The sequence below is a fragment of the Caballeronia sp. LZ003 genome (genome assembly GCF_031451465.1).
In the GTDB taxonomy this organism is placed as follows: domain Bacteria; phylum Pseudomonadota; class Gammaproteobacteria; order Burkholderiales; family Burkholderiaceae; genus Caballeronia.
The window spans coordinates 1,254,913-1,272,386 of record NZ_JARUXJ010000003.1 but is presented as its reverse complement, the minus strand read 5'-3'; the positions used below and the strand labels follow the sequence as shown (position 1 = coordinate 1,272,386).

The window sequence follows — 17,474 nt, the reverse complement described above, 5'->3', positions numbered from 1 at the left end:
GTTACGGCGCCGTCGCGCTCGGCGTGCCGCCGGGACCGTAAGGATCGGGATTGCCGAAGCGAGGCAAGTTGCCGTTCATGCGCGCCCGGCGCAACTCGTCCTGCACTTCGGCGCGCGTTTTCGGCGCCTGAGTCGATACGACGTAAGCCGGCGCCGCGTTAGCAACCGGGCTTGGTTTCGCGGCTACTGGGATGGGCGCATCGGTGGCCGGAGCGCGCGCGGGTTTATCGAGCGTATTCGCGGCCGCGGATTCGAGCGGCGCGCGTTGCACGGGCGGCACAGGCGCGCGCACCGCCGCGGCTTCAGGCGGCGCCACGCGGGTTTGCGCGACGGCATGGTTACCGCGATGCTTTTCGCGCGCAGTCTTTCTGGTTTCCAATGCCCGCTTCTGTGCGCGATGCACGCGCGCCGGTTCTGCCTGTGCAACCGGCCTGGGCGCGGGTTCATCGCGTGTAATTTCGGCTGCGGTTGCCGTTGCGGTCGCGGTTGCCGTTGCGGTCGCGGTCGCGGTTTCGGTCTGGGGACGCGCATCGGCGACGGCTACGACAGGCGCCTTTGCAGGCTCCGGCGTTTCCTCGCGCACGCTGCCGCGCACGACTGCGCCGCGGTCGCGCGACATCATGTTCGTCCTGTCGTCGCTGCGTCGGTCCTGCTTGGGCAGCAGGTTGACGGCCAGCAAGGACAGCACGATGACACCCGCGCCAATAAACGTAATGCGGTCTGCGTAGCGGAGCATGAGAGCGTGATCCTCCTTGAATCGTCTGGCGAATATGGCGGACAGCGTGCATCGGACCACCGCGTATCAGATTGGTACGCGCGATGCCGTCCGACGGATGCGCCAATCGTTCGCCAATCGCCGCCAAACTCACTCGATTGATGTGAAGGATCACCGCGCCGCCGCGTCACTTGTAGTGCGCAACGCGCGGTCCAGGCATCAGCTTTGATCCGATGCCGCCGGCCAGCGGTTCTCGAACACGCATTCCTTGCGGGTACGGCGCTTGGCCCAGCCTTCGGTTTCGAGCATGGGTTCGTCGTAAAAGCGCTCGACATGTCCCAAGCAGAGAATCGCGACTGGCTGCGCGCCTTCCGGCATGCCGAGCAGGTCGGCGACGTCGTCGGGATCGAATATGGAGACCCATCCCATGCCGATGCCTTCCACGCGCGCCGCAAGCCACATGTTCTGGATGGCGCACGCCACCGACGCGAGATCCATCTGCGGCAAGGTGCGCCGGCCGAAGACGTGCGCCTCGCGTCCGTCCATGAGCGCCATCACGATGATTTCCGCGCACTCGCGCATGCCTTCCACCTTGAGCGCCATGAAAGCTTCGCGACGCTCGCCGAGGGCATCGGCGGTGGCGACACGTTCCCGTTCGACGATAGCGTGAAGCGCTTCGCGCGTTGCATCGCATGTGATGCGCAGCATGCGCCAAGGCTGCATGAAGCCGACGCTCGGCGCACACAGCGCGGCATCGACGATACGCTTCAACGCGTCTTGCGCGACCGGTTCGCGCGTGAAATGGCGCATGTCGCGCCGTTCGTGGATTGCGCGATAAACGGCATCGCGCGCGGCTTCGTCGAAAGGCTCGTTCATTGAGAAATGCGCTGGAAAGTGGGTTCGTGCTGCGCGGATTCTAGTTCATGCGGGTGCGCTCGCGCTGTTCGTGCTGCATGGCCGATGTCCCCATCAAGTGCAAACAAGCCCATGCTGAATGCAACAACAGCTTACAAAAACCTTGATCGATACCCTGCGCGACCCGTAGAATGCGAACCATTCTTATTTGACGAGCGTCGCTGGCATGTTGGCAATTGCGTTGAATGATCTTCCGAAGGCGTGCTGACGTGCGGCCCGTTCTGGTTCGGCTCCATCGATGGCTCGGCGTCGCGACAGCGCTCTTCTTGTTCGTGTCCGGTCTCACGGGCGCGGTGATCGCGTGGGATCACGAAATCGACGCGTGGCTCAATCCGGCGTTGTTTTACGCGCGCACGGAAGGCGCCGCGTTGCCGGCGCTCGAACTCGCGCATAAGGTCGAAGCCGCCGATCCGCGCGTTCAGGTGACGTATCTGCAACTCGGCGCCGAACCCGGCCACACGCTGCAGATGCTCGTCACGCCGCGCACGAACCCGGCAACGGGTGCGCCATTCAATGTCGATTACAGTCAGGTCGCGGTCGATCCGGCAACGGGCGTCATCCAGGGCAAGCGGCTGTGGGGCGCGGTGTCGCTGGCGCGCATCGATCTGATGCCGTTCCTCTACAAACTGCATTACACGCTGCATCTGCCGGTGCTCGGCGGCATCGATACGGGAACGTGGCTGCTCGGTATCGTCGGGATTTTGTGGTTCTTCGACAGCGGCATCGCGCTCGTGCTGTCGTTTCCGAGCGTCAAGGCATGGCGCAAGTCCTTCGCGTTTCGCTTTAGGCGCGGCGGTTATGCGCTCACGTTCGATCTGCATCGGTCGGGCGGCGTCTGGATCTGGGGCTTGCTGCTGATGGTCGCTGTCACTTCGATATCGATGAATCTCGGCGATCCGGTCGTGCGTCCGCTCGTCTCGCGCCTCTCGCCGCTCGCGCCAACCATGTTCGATAACCCGGAACTCACGCGCGCGGCGCCCAAGGGCAGCACGCCGCTGCCGGCCGAAAGCGTCCTCGCGACCGCCGTCGCGGATGCAAAGCGCCTCGATATCGCCGCACCGCCCGGCGCGCTGTATTACCTTCCGGCGATGCAAGCTTACGGCGTCGGCTTCTTCGCTCCGGGCAACGATCACGGCGACGGCGGTCTCGGCAACGCCTGGCTTTACTACAACGGCTACACCGGCAAGCTCGCCGGATCGTCGATTCCCGGACGCGGGTCGGCCGGCGACATCTTCATGCAGGCGCAGTTTCCGTTGCATTCGGGACGCATCATTGGCGTGACCGGACGCGTGCTCATCAGCTGCGTCGGCGTCATGGTGGCGATTCTCAGCGCGACTGGCCTGATGATCTGGCTGCGCAAACGCACGGCGCGCTCGCGTTCGGCGGCGTCGGCACGCGAACGCGTCGCACGCGGCCAGTCGGTTTCGTCCTGATTTGCTGGGCGGCATCGGCGGGTGCTTCGTGCATGACCTGAGAGTGGAAGACGCCTCTGCGAGTCGAAAGACCGCCGAGGCGTTTTTTTGTGGCGCGTGCGCGGATTCGCGGGACGGCGAGACCCTGTGCAGTACCATCACTCGGTGCATGAAAAGAAGACATGGAGCACTCATGAATGCATCGGAACAGATCGACGAATTGATCGCGGGAATCACCGACTGGCGCGGCGAGACGTTCGCGGACATTCGCCGCGTGGTTCTCTCGGCGGACCCGCGCATCATCGAGGAATGGAAGTGGATGGGCAGCCCGGTCTGGTCGTGCGACGGCATGATCGCGGTGGCCAACGCGCACAAGGGTAAGGTGAAGCTGACCTTCGCGCACGGCGCGGGTATTGCCGATCCGGACCAGCTCTTCAACGCGGGCCTCGAAGGAAACGCGCGACGCGCCATCGACTATCTCGAAGGCGACAAGGTCGATGCCCGCGCTTTGAAGGCGCTCGTGCGCGCGGCTATCGCTTATAACCAGACCAAGCTCAAGAAGAACGCGCCTGCGCGCAAGCGGGTGAAGGCGGGTAGCGAAGGCTGAACGGCGGACATAACGCGGCGTCATCAATCCAATAACCTCAAAGCCATTTTTAGCATCGAATACGCGCTCTACCATTCGACTCATCGTTTCATAACGAACACGGAGAGTCGATCATGTACGTCATCACGGGAATCAGCGGAAAGGTAGGCGGCGCGCTCGCCAAGGCATTGCTCGACGCGGGTCAGACGGTCCGCGCGGTCGTGCGCGATGCAAAGAAGGGCGACGCGTGGAAGGCGCGCGGCTGCGAGGTAGCGCTCGCCGACATGACGGATGCGCGAGCGCTCGCGCATGCGTTCGAAGGCGCGACGGGCGTGTTCATTCTTCCGCCCTCGGATTTCGATCCGGCGCCCGGCTTTGCGAGCGCGCGCGAAGTGATCGATGCGATCGTCGCCGCTATCGCGCTAGCGAAGCCGAAGAAGATCGTTTGTCTGTCGACCATCGGTGCGCAGGCGAAAGAAAGCAATCTGCTCTCGCAACGCACGCTGATGGAAGAAGCGTTGAGCAAACAGCCGATTCCCGTGACCTTTCTGCGTCCGGGCTGGTTCATGGAAAACAGCGAATGGGACGTCGATACGGCGCGCAACGAGGGCATCGTCCATTCGTTCCTGCAGCCGCTCGATCGCGCCATCCCGATGATTGCCACGGAAGACGTCGGCCGCACCGCCGCCGCCTTGCTCCAAGAGGAATGGAGTGGTGTGCGGTATGTCGAACTCGAAGGCCCGCAACGCGTCAGCCCAAACGATATCGCAGCGGCGTTCGCGCAGACGCTCGGTAAGCCGGTGCGCGCGCAAGCCGTGCCGCGCGAACAGTGGGAAGCGTTATTCGTGAGTCAGGGCATGCGGCATCCCACGCCGCGCATGCGCATGCTCGACGGCTTCAACGAAGGCTGGATCGACTTCGAAGGCCCGGTGGAGCGTGTCCGCAAGGGCTCGGTCTCGCTGCTGGCGGTGATCGGGAAACTCGTTTCCTCGCGCTAAGGTTTCAAGGCGCCGCTTCGGTCTGCGCACGCGCGAGTTCCGCGTGCGCTTCGTCCACCTTGCGCTGGCGCTCCGCGATCTTCTTCGCGCTCTTGCCTTCGGTCTTCGCTTTCTGCAGATCGTGCTCGCGTTCGGCGAGCTTCTTTTGCGCGGATGCGACCTTGCGCTGGCTCTCGTTGCGTAAGGACGCTTCCGTGCAATTGGCGTTCAGTTTGCCAAGTGCGGTTTCCAGGCCATCGATACGACTCGCATTGCCATGCGCACGCGCATAGGTAATTTCCTCTTCGATTGAGGCGCGCTTCGAGTCGCAACTGGTCTGTGCGGAACAGAAAAGCGGCATGGCCGCCATTGCCAGACATGCCGCCTTGAACGCCGTTTTCATAGTCGATCCTCGCGATGAATGGTCCGTCAGCATAGCGTAAAGCGCTTGACCCATTTGCCTGCTTGCACCGACTTGCCGGTTGCGGATCTTTCGATCGAAACGAAAGATGGCTTGGAATGACCGGCGCTTCATTCACGCACGCGCGAAAGCACGGCGAGCGCGGCGAGCAAGCCCGACGTCTTATCACCAACGCAGCAAGCGCGGCCCGAGCCATGCGCCGATAGCGGCAGGCATGAGCATGCCGATGGCATACCACACGCTCCAGAACGCGGGGCTCATCTCCGGGCAATGCAGGCAATACGCCAGCGTGGCGAGCGAGCTTGCGAGTAAGCCCGCGACCGCGCCAGCGAGCCGCAAACGTGTGGGTGCAAGCCCCTTGACGGCCCAAAACACGGCCGGAAACGTCGGCAACGATAGCAGCGTGATATTGAACGGACAACTGCGCCACGAATGCCCAAGAACGAGCGGCGCGCGGTCCACGGGAAGCGCGGCCGCGAGGACGAACGCCCCGGCGACCCACACGACGACGAAAGGCAGCACCACGAGCGCCCACGCATGACCCGCGCGCGCACCCGGCCTGCCGAGCCGCGTCACGGCGAGCAACGCGCCGATGCCGACGCACGAGGGAAATGCGATCTTCGCCCAGAACATCGCGGTGCCCGCGACGCTGCGCAAGTCGGGCCGCATTCCATAGACCATCAGCATCAACACGACGGAGCCGAGCACACCGAGCGGCAACGCCTCGCCGAAGCGTCGTGCAATGGCCGCGCGATCGACGCGCGTTGCGCCATTCGAGAGGAGATCGATCAGGTCATCGGTTTTCATCGGATCCCCCGGATGCGCGCGGCAAGTGCCTTCAGGCCGCGATGCACGCCCACCTTCACCGCCGACTCGGACAGCCCCGTGATGCGCGCCGTTTCGGTGACGGAAAGGCCTTCGAGCTTGACATGAACGATAGGCAAGCGCTGCTTGTCAGGAAGATGTTCGAGTAACTTGCCGATGTCGTGACGAGCGCGCGCGGGTTCGTCGTCGCTGAGCGCGAAGAGGTCGGTATGGTCGTCGAGCGGGTCGTTCAGCGATTCGTGACGCGAGCGCGAGCGGAAGAAGTCGGTCAGCTTGTAGCGGGCAATGGCATGCACCCACGCCGTGAGCGGTTCGTCCGGCCGATACGTATGCCGCGCATTGTGCACGGCGAGCAGGATTTCCTGCACGAGGTCTTCGACATCTTCGCGATGCTGCGGAATACGTTTGCGCAGATAAGCCCGCAAATGCCGCGTCAGCGCCTGCAGGAATTCGCGGTAGGCAGTCTGCTCGCCGTCCAGGCCGAGCACGAACAGAGCCTTCAGGCGGTGTTCCGCGTCATGCAAGATGGGTCCTGTGTTGACGAGGCGACGAATGGGCGATTCCGCATTGCGCTGCGTGGCCGCGCGGTCACGTTCACGTTCTGAATCGGTCGATCCAGAATAGCCGAATCCAAGATGCGTCGCAACATTGGCGCTGATTGCGTGCAACGTGCCGTCGGTGTTCATCGTCATCGTCGTGTAGTGGAAGGGTCGACCTGGGTAGTTCGTTGCAAAGCGTCCCGTGGTTACAGTTTCTTTGCATCGATAAAAATAAGGTGTCGCTGTAACCGGCGGCGCGTTGGCAACGAATTACTCGGAACACAACCGCGTGGCGCCCCGAACGATCATGCAAACCACTCTTGTCGATCAGCCTTCTGAACTCGTGCATCCGCTCTGGCTGCGCGTCTCGCACTGGCTCAATGCCTTTGCCGCTTTCATCATGCTGTTCTCGGGATGGCGCATCTACGACGCATCGCCCGTCTTTCCCGGCTTCGTCATTCCGCCATCGATCACCCTTGGCGGCTGGCTCGGTGGCGCGTTGCAATGGCATTTCGCGGCAATGTGGCTGCTGTTCTTCAACGGCATCTTCTATCTGATACTCAATCTCGCGAGCGGCCGTTTCCTCGCCAGGTTCTTCCCAGTGTCGCCACGCGCCGTATGGCGTGACCTGGTCGCGGCGCTTACCGGCAAGCTCTCGCATGGCGACTTGCGCCAGTACAACGCGGTGCAGAAGCTCGCGTATCTCGTCGTCGTGATCGATCTGATGGTGCTCGTGCTCTCAGGGCTCGCGATATGGAAGTCGGTGCAGTTTCCGCTGCTGCGCGAACTCATGGGCGGCTATGACCGGGCGCGCGTCGTCCATTTCTGCGCGATGGCGGTGATGGCGGCGTTCATCGTCGTCCATGTGGCGATGGTCGCACTCGTGCCGCGTTCGCTTCTGACCATGCTGCGCGGCCGTTGAACCGATACGAGACTCCACGATGAAACCCAAGGACAGAAGCATCATGACGCTCGATCGCGCATCGATTCTCGCGGATGCGCGGCGCGAACTCGATATGCCGTCGCGGCGTCTTTTCGGCAAGCGCCTGTTGTCGCTCGGCGGACTGGCGATGCTCACCGGCTGCTCCATCACCGACGACGACTCGGTGAACACATTTTTGACTGCGGTATCGCGGCTCAACGACCGCGTGCAAGGCGCGCTATTCGATCCCGCGCGGCTCGCACCGACCTACACGGAAGCGCAAATCACGCGGCCGTTTCCATTCAACGCGTTCTACGGAATCGACGACGTACCGAGCGTGAATGGCAGCGACTATCGGCTGAAGGTGAGCGGGCTCGTGGCGGGGCAGCGCGTATGGACTTTGCCGCAGCTTTACGCGCTGCCGCATGCCGAACAGATCACGCGTCATATCTGCGTGGAAGGCTGGAGCGCCGTAGGACGTTGGGGCGGCACGCCGTTCTCGGAGTTCCTGCGTCGCGCCGGCGCGGATACGACGGCGAAGTACGTCGGTTTTCGTTGCGCGGACGACTACTACGAGAGCATCGACATGCCGACGGCGCTGCATCCGCAGACACTGCTCACTTTCGATTACGACGGCGAACGCTTGCCGGCGAAATACGGTTATCCGATGAAGCTTCGCATGCCGACCAAGCTCGGCTACAAGAACCCGAAGCATATCGTCGAGATCTTCGTCACGAACACGTATCCCGGCGGCTATTGGGTCGACCAGGGCTACAACTGGTTCGGCGGTTCATGATCGCCGCTCGTTGAAATCCGGCTTTGGCCGGAGCAGAAGACTCAACCTCACTCACTCAAGGAGAAGTAGCATGAAGAAATTGATGACGGCAGTTTTCACCGCGGTCCTTTCAATCGGCACGACGGCCGCCTACGCGCAGGCAAGCGATACGATGGCGCAGGGCTCGATGAGCAAGGACAGCATGTCTCACGATCCCATGAGCAAGGACGCGATGTCGCATGACTCGATGGGCAAGGGCGACAAGATGAAGAAGCACGACAAGATGAGCAAGGATCACGCGGCTTCGGGCGCGATGGCGCAGTAAGCGCAAAGGCCGGGAGTGATATCCCGGCCTTATTCCTTTTAGGACAGATGCGCTTCAACGCCATGCGAAGCGACAACCGCTGCGGCAACGAGCATCACGAAGACTCACGTCCCGCGCACCACCGCCATCCTGTCTTCACCGTCTCGACTTCCGGCACTTCGCGCCACCATTTCTCACCGCGATGCGGCTCGACCAGATTCAGCCGCTCGCCCATGCGCGGCGTCGCCAGCGCGATACCCCGTGCAAGCGCGAGCCCAGTCACGCGCTCGAACGGTTCCTGCCAGCGATGCATCGCCAGATCGAACGTGCCGTTGTGAATGGGCACGAGCCAGCGGCCGCGCAAGTCCACGTGCGCCTGGACGGTCTCCTCGGGCTGCATGTGCACGTAGGGCCATTGCGCATCGTAGGCGCCGGTTTCGATGAACGCGACATCGAACGGTCCGAGCCGCTCGCCGATGGTCCGAAATCCTTCGAAATAGCCGGTATCGCCGCTGAAGAACACGCGCAAGGCGTCATCGACGATCACCCACGACGCCCACAAAGTGCTGTTGCCATCGAAGAGACTGCGGCCGGAAAAGTGCTGAGCGGGCGTCGCGGTGAATGCGAGGCCGTCTAGCTCCACGCTTTGCCACCAGTCGAGCTGGCGCACCTTGCTCGCGTCGATGCCCCATTCGATCAGCCTGTCGCCCACGCCGAGCGGCGTCAGAAACACGTCCGTCGTCGCGGCGAGCGCAAGCACGGTCTCGCGGTCGAGATGGTCGTAGTGATCGTGTGAAAGGATCACGCCGCGCAACGGCGGCAGGTCGGCAAGCGCGATGGGCGGCGCATGAAAACGCTTCGGCCCGACATTGCGGAACGGCGATGCGCGCTCGCCGAACACCGGATCGGTCAGCCAGAACTCGCCGCGCAGTTTGAAGAGCAGCGTGGAGTGGCCAAGGCGAAAGAGGCTGCGGTCCGGCGCGGCATCGAGTTGCGCGCGCGTCAGTGTCAGCACGGCCGGCGGCTCTACGGGCGCGGTGCCGCGCGGCTTGTTGACGATCATGTTCCACATGATGCGCAAGGTCTTGCCCATGCCCTCGGCCGGACGCGGCTTGACATTGCGAAAGCGCTCGCCGTCATGCTGCGGCGACGTATGCGACAGTTCGCGTCCGCGCCTGGCTGCGGTGAGTCCGAGCGCGCGGCTGATCGAGGCGGTAATCGACGTCATGGCAAATGGCATCCGGTTGGTGCAGCAGGAAAGTAGACTGCCCAGTGTAGTTTATTTTCGAGATGAAAGTAAACCGCTCAGTGTAAAATTGCCTGATGGAATCGAACGCTGACCAACCTCGTCTGACCGACCGCAAACGCGCCGCCATCGTGAACGCGGCGGTGGAGGAATTCATCGCCTCGGGTTATGACGCCACGAGCATGGACCGCATCGCGGCGCGCGCGGGGGTATCGAAGAGAACGGTGTACAACCATTTCGACGGCAAGGACGCGCTGTTCGCGGCGATCCTCCATCAGTTGTGGACCGCAAGCCAGTCCGACGACGCTCCTGCCTACGACCCTCGATCGCCGTTGCGTGCGCAGTTGCTCGACCTGCTTGCGCGCAAGTTGAATCTGTTGAACGACGCCGCGTTTTTATCGCTTGCGCGAGTGGCGATTGCGGAGGGCATTCATTCGCCCGAGCGCGCGCGGGAAATGGTCGGCAAGCTTGGCGAGCGCGAGGAAGACTTGACGCGATGGATACGCGCCGCCGCCGCCGATGGCCGCCTGAATGTGGCGTCGGACCCGGCGTTCGCGGCGCAGCAGTTGCATGGCATCGTCAAGGGATTCGCGTTCTGGCCGCAGGTCACGATGGGTCAATCGCCCTTGTCCAAGCGCGAGCAGAAGCGGGTGGCGGAAGCGGCGGTGGATCTCTTTCTGGCGGGGTATGGCGTGCCCGATTCACCGTCGAAATAACTCCAGTTTTTCCCTTAAAACAAGGTTCGAACGAATGAGACTGAAAGGAAAAGTAGTGATCATCACGGGCGCGGCGCAGGGCATCGGCGCGGCCACGGCACTCAAGTTCGCGCAGGAAGGCGCGATCGTCGCGGCATGTGACCGCAACGCGGAAGCGCTGGGAGCGGTGGTCGAAGCGTGTCGGCAAGCGGGCGCCGAAGCGAGCGCATTTTGCGTCGATATGTCGGATCGCGAGCGCGTCGACGAGATGGTGGCGACGGTGCGCGACCGCTATAAGCGCATCGACGTGCTCGTGAACAATGCGGGCATCACGCGTGACGCACGCCTGCAGAAAATGACGCTCAAGCAATTCGACGATGTCATCGACGTGAATCTGCGCGCCGTCTTCCACGCGAGCCAGGCCGTGGCCGATGGCATGATCGCGCAAGGTTCGGGCGTGATCCTGAATGCGAGTTCGGTGGTCGGCATCTACGGCAATTTCGGGCAGACCAGTTACGCGGCGGCCAAGTTCGGCGTGATCGGATTCACGAAAACGTGGAGCCGTGAACTCGGGCCGAAGGGCATCCGCGTGAATGCGGTTGCACCCGGTTTCGTCGATACCCCGATTCTCGCGACCATCCCCGCCGAAGTGCTAGAAAAGATGCGCGCCGATGTGCCGCTCGGCCGTCTCGGCAAGCCCGAGGAAGTCGCGAATGTCTATGCGTTCCTCGCAAGCGACGAAGCCAGTTACGTCAACGGCGCGGTGATCGAGGTAGCGGGCGGCATGACGCTTTGAAGGTTGGCGTTCAGCCCGGTTCCTTCACTTGCCCGGCTTGCGCGGTGGCGTCTTGCGCCGCCTCTTCTTCCGCACGCCAGCGCTGACGCGATCGATACATCGTCGCCAGCGCAATGCGCGCCATCTTCACCCAGCCCGAACGGCGCGGATCGGCCAGCATGCTGAGCGCGCGCGCGTAGTCGAGCGTCAGGCCCGGCGTCCACGCCATGGTCGCCGCGCGCTTGCGCACTTGCGCCGCCACCCATAGCTCGGGCGTCGTCATGATGCGCACGAGCGGATTCCACCCGCCGCGCTTGCCCCACACACGCGCCGATGCGCCTTCGATGGCCGCTTCGAGCGCGCGCGCCACGGTGCTCGAACAGTTGCGATACGTGAGGTTGTAGGTCGTGTCGCGCTGATATTCCTGCCAGAAGCGCGCGAGCCTTTCAGGATCGTAATTGCGGATGCGTACCTGTTGCGTCGACGGGCACCATGCTTTCGATTCGGTCGCGTAGTCGGGTTGAAACATGCCGGGCACATCGTTATCGCGGGTCGCACGCAAGAGGCGCGAGAACTCGTCCGGCGAGCGGTCTATCTCCACCGCCGGATACAGGCTGATATACACGCCCTCGGGCGTTTCGAGCGCGGCATGGCCGGTCGAGATGGTGCCGTTGCGGTCGACGGCGGCAATGTACCGGTCGATGATCAACTGCCTGCGCGGCTGCATCTTCGCGGTGCCGACCGGCGTCCATACATGCACGGTCAAGGCGGCTTCGTCGGGTCCGGGAGGGCCGTCCCAGACGACGCCCGCGACCGGCGTGCGTGCCGCCTGCACGGACGCCTGCGATGCAGCTGCGGCGGCCGCGGCGTCATCGGCTGCGGGGTTGCGCGCGAGACGCCGCACGCGCGAGGCGAGCAGCAGCATGTTCCATCCACCGAAGAAAAGGCCAAACGCCACGCAATAAGCCACCGTGCCCGCGTAGTAATCCGGATACGGCTGGTAGAAGAAAATGGCGATGGCGATCTCGAACACGCCGCCTGCCATCGCGAGCTTCCAGCGGCGATAGCGGACCACGCGCGCGGAGACGATCTGCAACGCGCCATCCACGAGAAAGAGCGTGCCGAAGATGAGCGACAGCACGAAGTTGCCGCGCTCGCCGCCGATCAGCACGAGCAGCGCCGACAAAGAGAACGCCGCGCTCTTAACGTAGCGCAGCGTGCGTTGCCCGCCCATGCCGGTCCATGCAACCGCAAGCGTGGCGAGTCCTTCAAGCAGCAAGGCGAGCGCGAACGGGACGATGGGAAAGTACAGCGAGCCGTCGAGGGCATCGACGAAAATGACTCCGCCCAGCGCGATGCTCAGAAAGCCGAGCACCATGACTTCGCGCCAGCGCGTGCGCAGATAGTCCACGCCGAGAAGAATCATCACGAGACGAACCATGTCGAAGCTCCGTCGAACTGTTCGGTGCGTGGAGTGCGTCCATTCGCAAACGACGCGGCCACTCACTATATAAAGCATCGGACGGGGAAGCGGCAAGCTCGCGATGACAAGCCCTAGCCTAACGCCTGACTGGCGATGGCGTATTCGATCGAAGTGGCATCGACGGGCAAGGGACCATTGCGCACCACGCGCTCGATGCTGTCGACATGCGGCAAGCCGAGGCCTTCGAGCCATGTCGAAAGTCCGAGCCTCGCGGGGGTATCGACACGTACGAACATACCTGCATGCAGCGCGAGCCAATAACTGATGAGCGCTTTCGCGCGGCTTTCATTCGGCGAGTCGGGCGCGACCACCGGGCCGATCACATGACCGTCGCCGAAGCGCCGGAACAATGCGAAGCCGAGCAACTCGCCGTCGCGATCGAGCGCGATACCGCTTGCGACATCGAGCAATTGCGGCAGCACGGCGCTGCGATCCAGCCCGCTTGCACGCGAGGCGAGATCGACCAGACGCGGCGTGTCGTTCGCGCCGATGGGCCGCAGCCGCTCGCCCGGCGGCAGCGAAACGAGCGGCGGCTGAAACGCCGCGCCCTGATGCTGATGGATGGTGCCGGTCTTCTCGAAGCCGAGCGTTTCGCATAGCGCGAGCCCGGAACCGATCGCATGCATGACGACCGTGCGCGCGCCGAGTTCTCCTATGTGCCGCTCGATCAGCTCACGGCCGATGCCGAGTTGCTGATGCTCCGGCGATACGATGAACATGCCGATGGACGCGGCCTCCACACCGAACTTCCACGCGAGCGCCGTACCGACCACCGCGCCGGAAGCGTCGACGGCGGCGATGCCGCTGCTGGTCCGCGCGGCAAATCGCCAGTCGTCCGGGCGATGCCGCCACCGGACGGCGCTCGACAACGCGTGTCCTGCCGCGATGTCGTCGGGCGTGAAAGCGCGATATCGAATCGCATCGTGCTGATTAGAGTCGGGCACGCCGGCCTCCTGGTTCTGAGCGTTCTGTAGACGGTTATCGCGACTGTGACATCGCACAACGCGCATGACTAGGACGATCTTCCTATCAAGCGTTGCGCTTTTGATGCAATGCAAAACCACGGGTTAGGCGTGCAAGAACGCGCCCGATATGCTGATTGCGCAATTTTGTCAGCGAATTATGCCGGGCCTTCGGACCTAAGATTTCATACGACATCAACGCATACAAGGCCCAAGCACATGGACCGTTTCGATCCCGCCGTCATTGCCGTGCCGCGCGGCCACTTCATCGGTGGCGAGTTCGTCGATGCAGGCACCACGCGCATCGACGTCACGCGGCCTTCGGATGGCGTCGCGTACGCATCCATTCCAGTCGCCGATGCGGCCATGATCGACCACGCCGTGCAGAACGCCTACACCGCGTGGCGCACGAGCGGCTGGGCAAGCTGCGCGCCGCGCGAGCGGGCCCGCGTGCTGCGCCGTTTCGCGGATCTCGTTGCCGCCGACGCCGCCACGCTCGCGCCGCTCGAAGCGCTCGGCTCCACGCGTCCCGTGCGCGATGCATTCAACTGGGACGTGCCGTTCACCGCCGAAGGCATCCGCTTCTACGCGGAACTCGCCGACAAGATCGGCGGTGAGGTCGCGGCGACGGATCATCGGCATCTCGGCATGACCATGACCGAGCCGTATGGCGTGATCGGCGCCATCGCACCGTGGAATTTTCCGCTGGTGATGGCGTCGTGGAAGATCGCGCCGGCGCTCGCGGCCGGTAACGCGGTGGTTCTCAAGCCTTCGGAGATGACGCCGTTTTCGGTGCTGCGTCTCGCCCGGCTCGCGCTCGAAGCAGGCGTGCCGCCAGGCATCTTCAATGTCGTTCAGGGCGATGGCCGCACGACCGGCGACGCGCTCGTGCGTCATCCGCGCATCGCCAAGGTGACGTTCACGGGTTCGACACGCACGGGCGCCGCGATCATGGCCGCCTGCGCCGAGACCGGCACCAAGCCCGTGACGCTGGAACTGGGCGGCAAGAGTCCGCAGATCGTCTTCGCGGATGCCCCGCGTATCGATGAAGTCGCGCGGCGTATCGCCGGTGCGATCGCCGGCAACGCGGGCCAGGTATGCGTCGCGGGATCGCGGCTCCTGGTCGAGCGTTCGATCGCGGATGAACTCGCCGATCGCATTGCACATGTATTCGGCGAACTGCATGCCGGACCGACCTGGGCCGCCGACACCACCTTGCCGCCGATCATCTCCGAGCCGCAAGCCGCGCGTATCGAAGCGATCGTACAACGCAGCGTCGCGAGCGGCGCCGCGCTGCGCTGCGGCGGAGAACGCCCGCATGCCGCGACGCCCGGACCGTTCTATGCGCCGACGCTTCTGACCGGCGTGACACAGGAAACGGAAGCCGTGCGCCACGAAATCTTCGGCCCGGTGCTGACCTTGCAGGCCTTCGACAGCGAAGAGGAAGCGCTCGCACTCGCCGCTCACCCCGACTATGGCCTCGCCGCCGGCGTGCACACGGCGGACCTCGGCCGCGCGCTGCGCATGGTGCGCGGCATCGAGGCGGGCACGGTGTGGGTCAACCGCTACGGCCGCACCAGCGACTTCGTGATTCCCACCGGCGGCTACAAGGGTTCGGGCATCGGCAAGGACCTCGGGCGGCAAGCCTTCGAAGCCAATTTGCGCATCAAGAGCGTGCTGATCGACATCGGTCAATGAACGATCGATCGTGCGTCGGAAACGCGCCGCATAAGCTGCTGCGGACATGCCTCGAAAGAGTTGTTTTGCATGGTCGAAGCACCCGCATTCAACGACATCAGTATTTTTGCCCTGATTAAATTTTCCTCAGGAAATGCGTTTTTCCTGGCCCTCGCCCCTGAACCCTGCGCGGTTCATTACCCGATAGGACTGACACCATGATCGATTTCGAGCCTAAGTACATCACCTTCGACTGCTACGGCACGCTGACGAAGTTCCGCATGGCCGATATGGCCCGCGAGATGTACGGCGACCGTCTGAAGGGCGCCGAGCTTGAAAAGTTCGTCGCATTCTTTTCCGGATACCGCCGCGACGAAGTGCTCGGCGCGTGGAAGCCGTATCGCGATGTCATCGTCAATGCCGTGCGCCGTGCGTGCCAGCGCATGAACGTCGAGTTCAACGAAGCCGAAGCCGAAAAGTACTACCTCGCCGTGCCGAGCTGGGGCCCGCATCCGGACGTCCCGGAAGGTCTGTCGCGTCTCGCTTCGAAGTACAAGCTCGTGATTCTCTCGAACGCATCGAACGACCAGATTCAAAGCAACGTCGACAAGCTCGGCGCGCCGTTCCATCGCGTGTTCACGGCACAGCAGGCGCAGTCGTACAAGCCGCGCATGCAAGGCTTCGAGTACATGTTCGACCAGCTCGACTGCAACCCCGAAGACGTGCTGCACGTGTCGTCGAGCCTGCGCTACGACCTGATGACCGCGCACGACATGGGCGTGAAGCACAAGGCGTTCGTCAAGCGCGGCCACGAGCCGAGCACGCCGTACTACGAGTACTACGAAGTCGACACCATCGGCGATCTCGCCACCGAGCTCGGCCTGTAATCGTCATCCACCGGACCCGCCGATGAAACTCGACTCCTACTGGCTCGATACCGCACCCGCCTTCACGGCGGCGCAGGAAGGCCCGGCCGATGGCCGGGTCGATGTGGCGGTGATCGGCGGCGGCTTCACCGGTCTGTCGGCGGCGCTGGCGCTTGCCAAACGCGGCGCGAGCGTCGCCGTGTTCGATGCGGGGAAAATGGGCGGCGGCGCTTCCGGGCGCAACGGCGGCCAGTGCAACACCGGCGTGGCGCAGGACTATGCGGCGTTGCGCTCGCAACTGGGCGTCGAGCGTGCGCAGGGCTGTTATCGCGCGTATGCGGCCGCCGTCGATACCGTCGAGCGTTTGATTCGCGAGGAAGGTATCGATTGCGATTATGTTTCGACGGGTAAGCTGAAGCTCGCGTCGAAGCCGCATCATCTCGCGCACATCGAACGTACCGCCGAACTCATTCGCCGCGAAGTCGATCCCGATATCGACGTGCTGACTCGCGAACAGGTTCGCGGCGAAGTGCAGTCGGACAGTTTTCATGGCGGCTTGCTGCAACGTCATGGTGGCCAGATGCATATGGGCAAGTTCGCGGCGGGTCTTGCGAACGCCGCCGTGCGGCAAGGCGCGAAGCTTTTCGAACATGCGGAAGTGCGCGGCATCACGAAGGAAGACGGCGGGTTTCGAATCGATACGGCGCGCGGCGCGGTGAGCGCGAAGCAAGTGTTGATCGCGACCGGTCCTTCCAAGCACGGTCCGTTTTCATGGTACAGACGCAGGCTCGCGCCGGTGGGCTCGTTCATCATCGTGACCGCGCCGCTGCCGGCAGAAGAGCTCGCGCGCATCTTGCCCAAGCGCCGCTCCTACACCACGAGCCGCCTCATGCATAACTATTTTCGCGTGACGCCGGATGCGCGTTTGCTGTTCGGCGGACGCGCGCGCTTCACAGCATCCGAAAGACCTTCGGATGCGAAGAGCGGCCGCATCCTGCAGGACAACCTCGCGCAGATGTTCCCGAGTCTCGCGAGCGTAGGCATCGACTATTGCTGGGGCGGTCTCGTCGATATCACCGCGGACCGTCTGCCGCGCGCCGGGCAGCACGACGGCATCTACTTTTCGATGGGTTACAGCGGCCACGGCACGCAGATGTCCACGCACATGGGCCAGGTCATGGCCGACGTGATGAACGGCAAGGCCGACGCCAATCCGTGGCGCGATTTCGACTGGCCCGCCATTCCGGGTCACACGGGCAAACCGTGGTTCCTGCCGTTGGTCGGTGCGTACTACTCGATCAAAGACGTTTTCTATTGAAGCATCGAAGCATCGAAGCAAATACAGCCAGCCGGAAACAACCGAGCCGGCGATTCATTCA

General features: G+C 63.3%; 20 protein-coding genes. 12 read left to right on the top strand and 8 right to left on the bottom strand.

The genetic code is table 11. The features are described from left to right. Position 1: 1 nt before the first annotated feature. Positions 2–736 carry a DUF4148 domain-containing protein gene (locus QCE79_RS22975; RefSeq protein WP_309848134.1) on the bottom strand — a complete coding sequence of 245 codons (735 nt, stop codon included), beginning with the start codon at positions 734–736 and terminating at the stop codon, positions 2–4. A 198-nt stretch (positions 737–934) separates the two neighbouring features. Then, complete coding sequence (gene bluB, locus QCE79_RS22970; protein WP_250494152.1) at positions 935–1,591, bottom strand: 5,6-dimethylbenzimidazole synthase; 657 nt, start codon at positions 1,589–1,591, stop codon at positions 935–937. A gap of 248 nt (positions 1,592–1,839) precedes the next feature. Here bluB and QCE79_RS22965 point away from each other — a divergent pair, with 248 nt between their 5' ends. From QCE79_RS22965 to QCE79_RS22955, 3 genes are all read left to right on the top strand, one after another. After that, positions 1,840–3,063: a PepSY-associated TM helix domain-containing protein gene (locus tag QCE79_RS22965; protein ID WP_309848133.1), complete on the top strand. Its 1,224-nt coding sequence runs from the start codon at positions 1,840–1,842 to the stop codon at positions 3,061–3,063. A gap of 172 nt (positions 3,064–3,235) precedes the next feature. Then, positions 3,236–3,649 (top strand): DUF1801 domain-containing protein, encoded by a 414-nt coding sequence (locus QCE79_RS22960; protein WP_244830100.1) that lies wholly within the window; start codon positions 3,236–3,238, stop codon positions 3,647–3,649. Between the two features lie 113 nt (positions 3,650–3,762). Beyond that, positions 3,763–4,626 (top strand): NmrA family NAD(P)-binding protein, encoded by an 864-nt coding sequence (locus tag QCE79_RS22955; RefSeq protein WP_309848132.1) that lies wholly within the window; start codon positions 3,763–3,765, stop codon positions 4,624–4,626. Between the two features lie 4 nt (positions 4,627–4,630). Here the strand turns inward: QCE79_RS22955 and QCE79_RS22950 are convergent, their stop codons facing one another. The 3 genes from QCE79_RS22950 to QCE79_RS22940 form a co-directional block, all read right to left on the bottom strand. Beyond that, positions 4,631–5,008, bottom strand: coding sequence for a DUF1090 domain-containing protein (locus QCE79_RS22950; RefSeq protein WP_250468453.1), 378 nt, complete (start codon positions 5,006–5,008; stop codon positions 4,631–4,633). A gap of 183 nt (positions 5,009–5,191) precedes the next feature. After that, positions 5,192–5,833, bottom strand: a complete 642-nt coding sequence (locus QCE79_RS22945) for a DUF1109 domain-containing protein (RefSeq protein WP_250494149.1) — start codon at positions 5,831–5,833, stop codon at positions 5,192–5,194. Further along, entirely contained in the window at positions 5,830–6,375 is a 546-nt protein-coding gene (locus QCE79_RS22940) for a sigma-70 family RNA polymerase sigma factor (protein ID WP_250469490.1), read from the bottom strand. The genes QCE79_RS22945 and QCE79_RS22940 overlap by 4 nt, the downstream gene beginning before the upstream one ends. Positions 6,376–6,697: 322 nt before the next feature. On the opposite strand from QCE79_RS22940, the gene QCE79_RS22935 reads away from it, so the two are divergent. The 3 genes from QCE79_RS22935 (at position 6,698) to QCE79_RS22925 (ending at position 8,412) form a co-directional block, all read left to right on the top strand. Continuing rightward, entirely contained in the window at positions 6,698–7,312 is a 615-nt protein-coding gene (locus tag QCE79_RS22935) for a cytochrome b/b6 domain-containing protein (protein ID WP_244830104.1), read from the top strand. Between the two features lie 19 nt (positions 7,313–7,331). Continuing rightward, a complete protein-coding gene (locus QCE79_RS22930; RefSeq protein WP_244830105.1) occupies positions 7,332–8,108 on the top strand; it encodes a molybdopterin-dependent oxidoreductase in 777 nt (258 codons plus the stop codon). A gap of 70 nt (positions 8,109–8,178) precedes the next feature. After that, entirely contained in the window at positions 8,179–8,412 is a 234-nt protein-coding gene (locus tag QCE79_RS22925; RefSeq protein WP_309848131.1) for a pentapeptide MXKDX repeat protein, read from the top strand. 94 nt (positions 8,413–8,506) lie between these two features. On the opposite strand, the gene QCE79_RS22920 is transcribed toward QCE79_RS22925, so the two are convergent. Continuing rightward, positions 8,507–9,619: an MBL fold metallo-hydrolase gene (locus QCE79_RS22920; protein ID WP_309848130.1), complete on the bottom strand. Its 1,113-nt coding sequence runs from the start codon at positions 9,617–9,619 to the stop codon at positions 8,507–8,509. 95 nt (positions 9,620–9,714) lie between these two features. Here QCE79_RS22920 and QCE79_RS22915 point away from each other — a divergent pair, with 95 nt between their 5' ends. Together QCE79_RS22915 and QCE79_RS22910 are read left to right on the top strand one after the other, a co-directional pair. Continuing rightward, entirely contained in the window at positions 9,715–10,353 is a 639-nt protein-coding gene (locus tag QCE79_RS22915) for a TetR/AcrR family transcriptional regulator (protein ID WP_309848129.1), read from the top strand. Positions 10,354–10,387: 34 nt separating this feature from the next. Further along, complete coding sequence (locus QCE79_RS22910) at positions 10,388–11,128, top strand: beta-ketoacyl-ACP reductase (RefSeq protein ID WP_309848128.1); 741 nt, start codon at positions 10,388–10,390, stop codon at positions 11,126–11,128. A gap of 10 nt (positions 11,129–11,138) precedes the next feature. Here QCE79_RS22910 and QCE79_RS22905 read toward each other — a convergent pair whose 3' ends face one another. Continuing rightward, positions 11,139–12,548 (bottom strand): DUF308 domain-containing protein, encoded by a 1,410-nt coding sequence (locus tag QCE79_RS22905; RefSeq protein WP_309848127.1) that lies wholly within the window; start codon positions 12,546–12,548, stop codon positions 11,139–11,141. 113 nt (positions 12,549–12,661) lie between these two features. Next, positions 12,662–13,534 (bottom strand): GNAT family N-acetyltransferase, encoded by an 873-nt coding sequence (locus tag QCE79_RS22900; RefSeq protein ID WP_309848126.1) that lies wholly within the window; start codon positions 13,532–13,534, stop codon positions 12,662–12,664. Positions 13,535–13,771: 237 nt separating this feature from the next. On the opposite strand from QCE79_RS22900, the gene QCE79_RS22895 reads away from it, so the two are divergent. The 4 genes from QCE79_RS22895 (at position 13,772) to QCE79_RS22880 (ending at position 17,413) form a co-directional block, all read left to right on the top strand. After that, positions 13,772–15,250 (top strand): aldehyde dehydrogenase, encoded by a 1,479-nt coding sequence (locus QCE79_RS22895; RefSeq protein ID WP_250510729.1) that lies wholly within the window; start codon positions 13,772–13,774, stop codon positions 15,248–15,250. Between the two features lie 69 nt (positions 15,251–15,319). After that, positions 15,320–15,451, top strand: a complete 132-nt coding sequence (locus QCE79_RS22890) for a hypothetical protein (RefSeq protein WP_255784709.1) — start codon at positions 15,320–15,322, stop codon at positions 15,449–15,451. Continuing rightward, positions 15,448–16,116, top strand: coding sequence for a haloacid dehalogenase type II (locus QCE79_RS22885; protein WP_250468443.1), 669 nt, complete (start codon positions 15,448–15,450; stop codon positions 16,114–16,116). Before QCE79_RS22890 ends, QCE79_RS22885 begins: the two co-directional genes overlap by 4 nt. A 22-nt stretch (positions 16,117–16,138) precedes the next feature. Continuing rightward, on the top strand, positions 16,139–17,413 hold the full coding sequence (locus QCE79_RS22880) for an FAD-binding oxidoreductase (RefSeq protein WP_309848125.1): 1,275 nt from the start codon (positions 16,139–16,141) through the stop codon (positions 17,411–17,413). The last annotated feature ends 61 nt before the right edge of the window (positions 17,414–17,474 follow it).

Bases quoted from the DNA above. Each gene is read 5' to 3' on its own strand.
- QCE79_RS22910 (WP_309848128.1), top strand. From the start codon at position 10,388: ATGAGACTGAAAGGAAAAGTAGTGATCATCACGGGCGCGGCGCAGGGC.
- QCE79_RS22905 (WP_309848127.1), bottom strand. From the start codon at position 12,548: ATGGTTCGTCTCGTGATGATTCTTCTCGGCGTGGACTATCTGCGCACG.
- QCE79_RS22880 (WP_309848125.1), top strand. From the start codon at position 16,139: ATGAAACTCGACTCCTACTGGCTCGATACCGCACCCGCCTTCACGGCG.
- QCE79_RS22920 (WP_309848130.1), bottom strand. From the start codon at position 9,619: ATGACGTCGATTACCGCCTCGATCAGCCGCGCGCTCGGACTCACCGCA.
- QCE79_RS22945 (WP_250494149.1), bottom strand. From the start codon at position 5,833: ATGAAAACCGATGACCTGATCGATCTCCTCTCGAATGGCGCAACGCGC.
- QCE79_RS22955 (WP_309848132.1), top strand. From the start codon at position 3,763: ATGTACGTCATCACGGGAATCAGCGGAAAGGTAGGCGGCGCGCTCGCC.
- QCE79_RS22930 (WP_244830105.1), top strand. From the start codon at position 7,332: ATGAAACCCAAGGACAGAAGCATCATGACGCTCGATCGCGCATCGATT.
- QCE79_RS22885 (WP_250468443.1), top strand. From the start codon at position 15,448: ATGATCGATTTCGAGCCTAAGTACATCACCTTCGACTGCTACGGCACG.
- QCE79_RS22895 (WP_250510729.1), top strand. From the start codon at position 13,772: ATGGACCGTTTCGATCCCGCCGTCATTGCCGTGCCGCGCGGCCACTTC.
- QCE79_RS22935 (WP_244830104.1), top strand. From the start codon at position 6,698: ATGCAAACCACTCTTGTCGATCAGCCTTCTGAACTCGTGCATCCGCTC.
- QCE79_RS22890 (WP_255784709.1), top strand. From the start codon at position 15,320: ATGGTCGAAGCACCCGCATTCAACGACATCAGTATTTTTGCCCTGATT.
- QCE79_RS22915 (WP_309848129.1), top strand. From the start codon at position 9,715: ATGGAATCGAACGCTGACCAACCTCGTCTGACCGACCGCAAACGCGCC.
- bluB (WP_250494152.1), bottom strand. From the start codon at position 1,591: ATGAACGAGCCTTTCGACGAAGCCGCGCGCGATGCCGTTTATCGCGCA.
- QCE79_RS22960 (WP_244830100.1), top strand. From the start codon at position 3,236: ATGAATGCATCGGAACAGATCGACGAATTGATCGCGGGAATCACCGAC.
- QCE79_RS22975 (WP_309848134.1), bottom strand. From the start codon at position 736: ATGCTCCGCTACGCAGACCGCATTACGTTTATTGGCGCGGGTGTCATC.
- QCE79_RS22925 (WP_309848131.1), top strand. From the start codon at position 8,179: ATGAAGAAATTGATGACGGCAGTTTTCACCGCGGTCCTTTCAATCGGC.
- QCE79_RS22950 (WP_250468453.1), bottom strand. From the start codon at position 5,008: ATGAAAACGGCGTTCAAGGCGGCATGTCTGGCAATGGCGGCCATGCCG.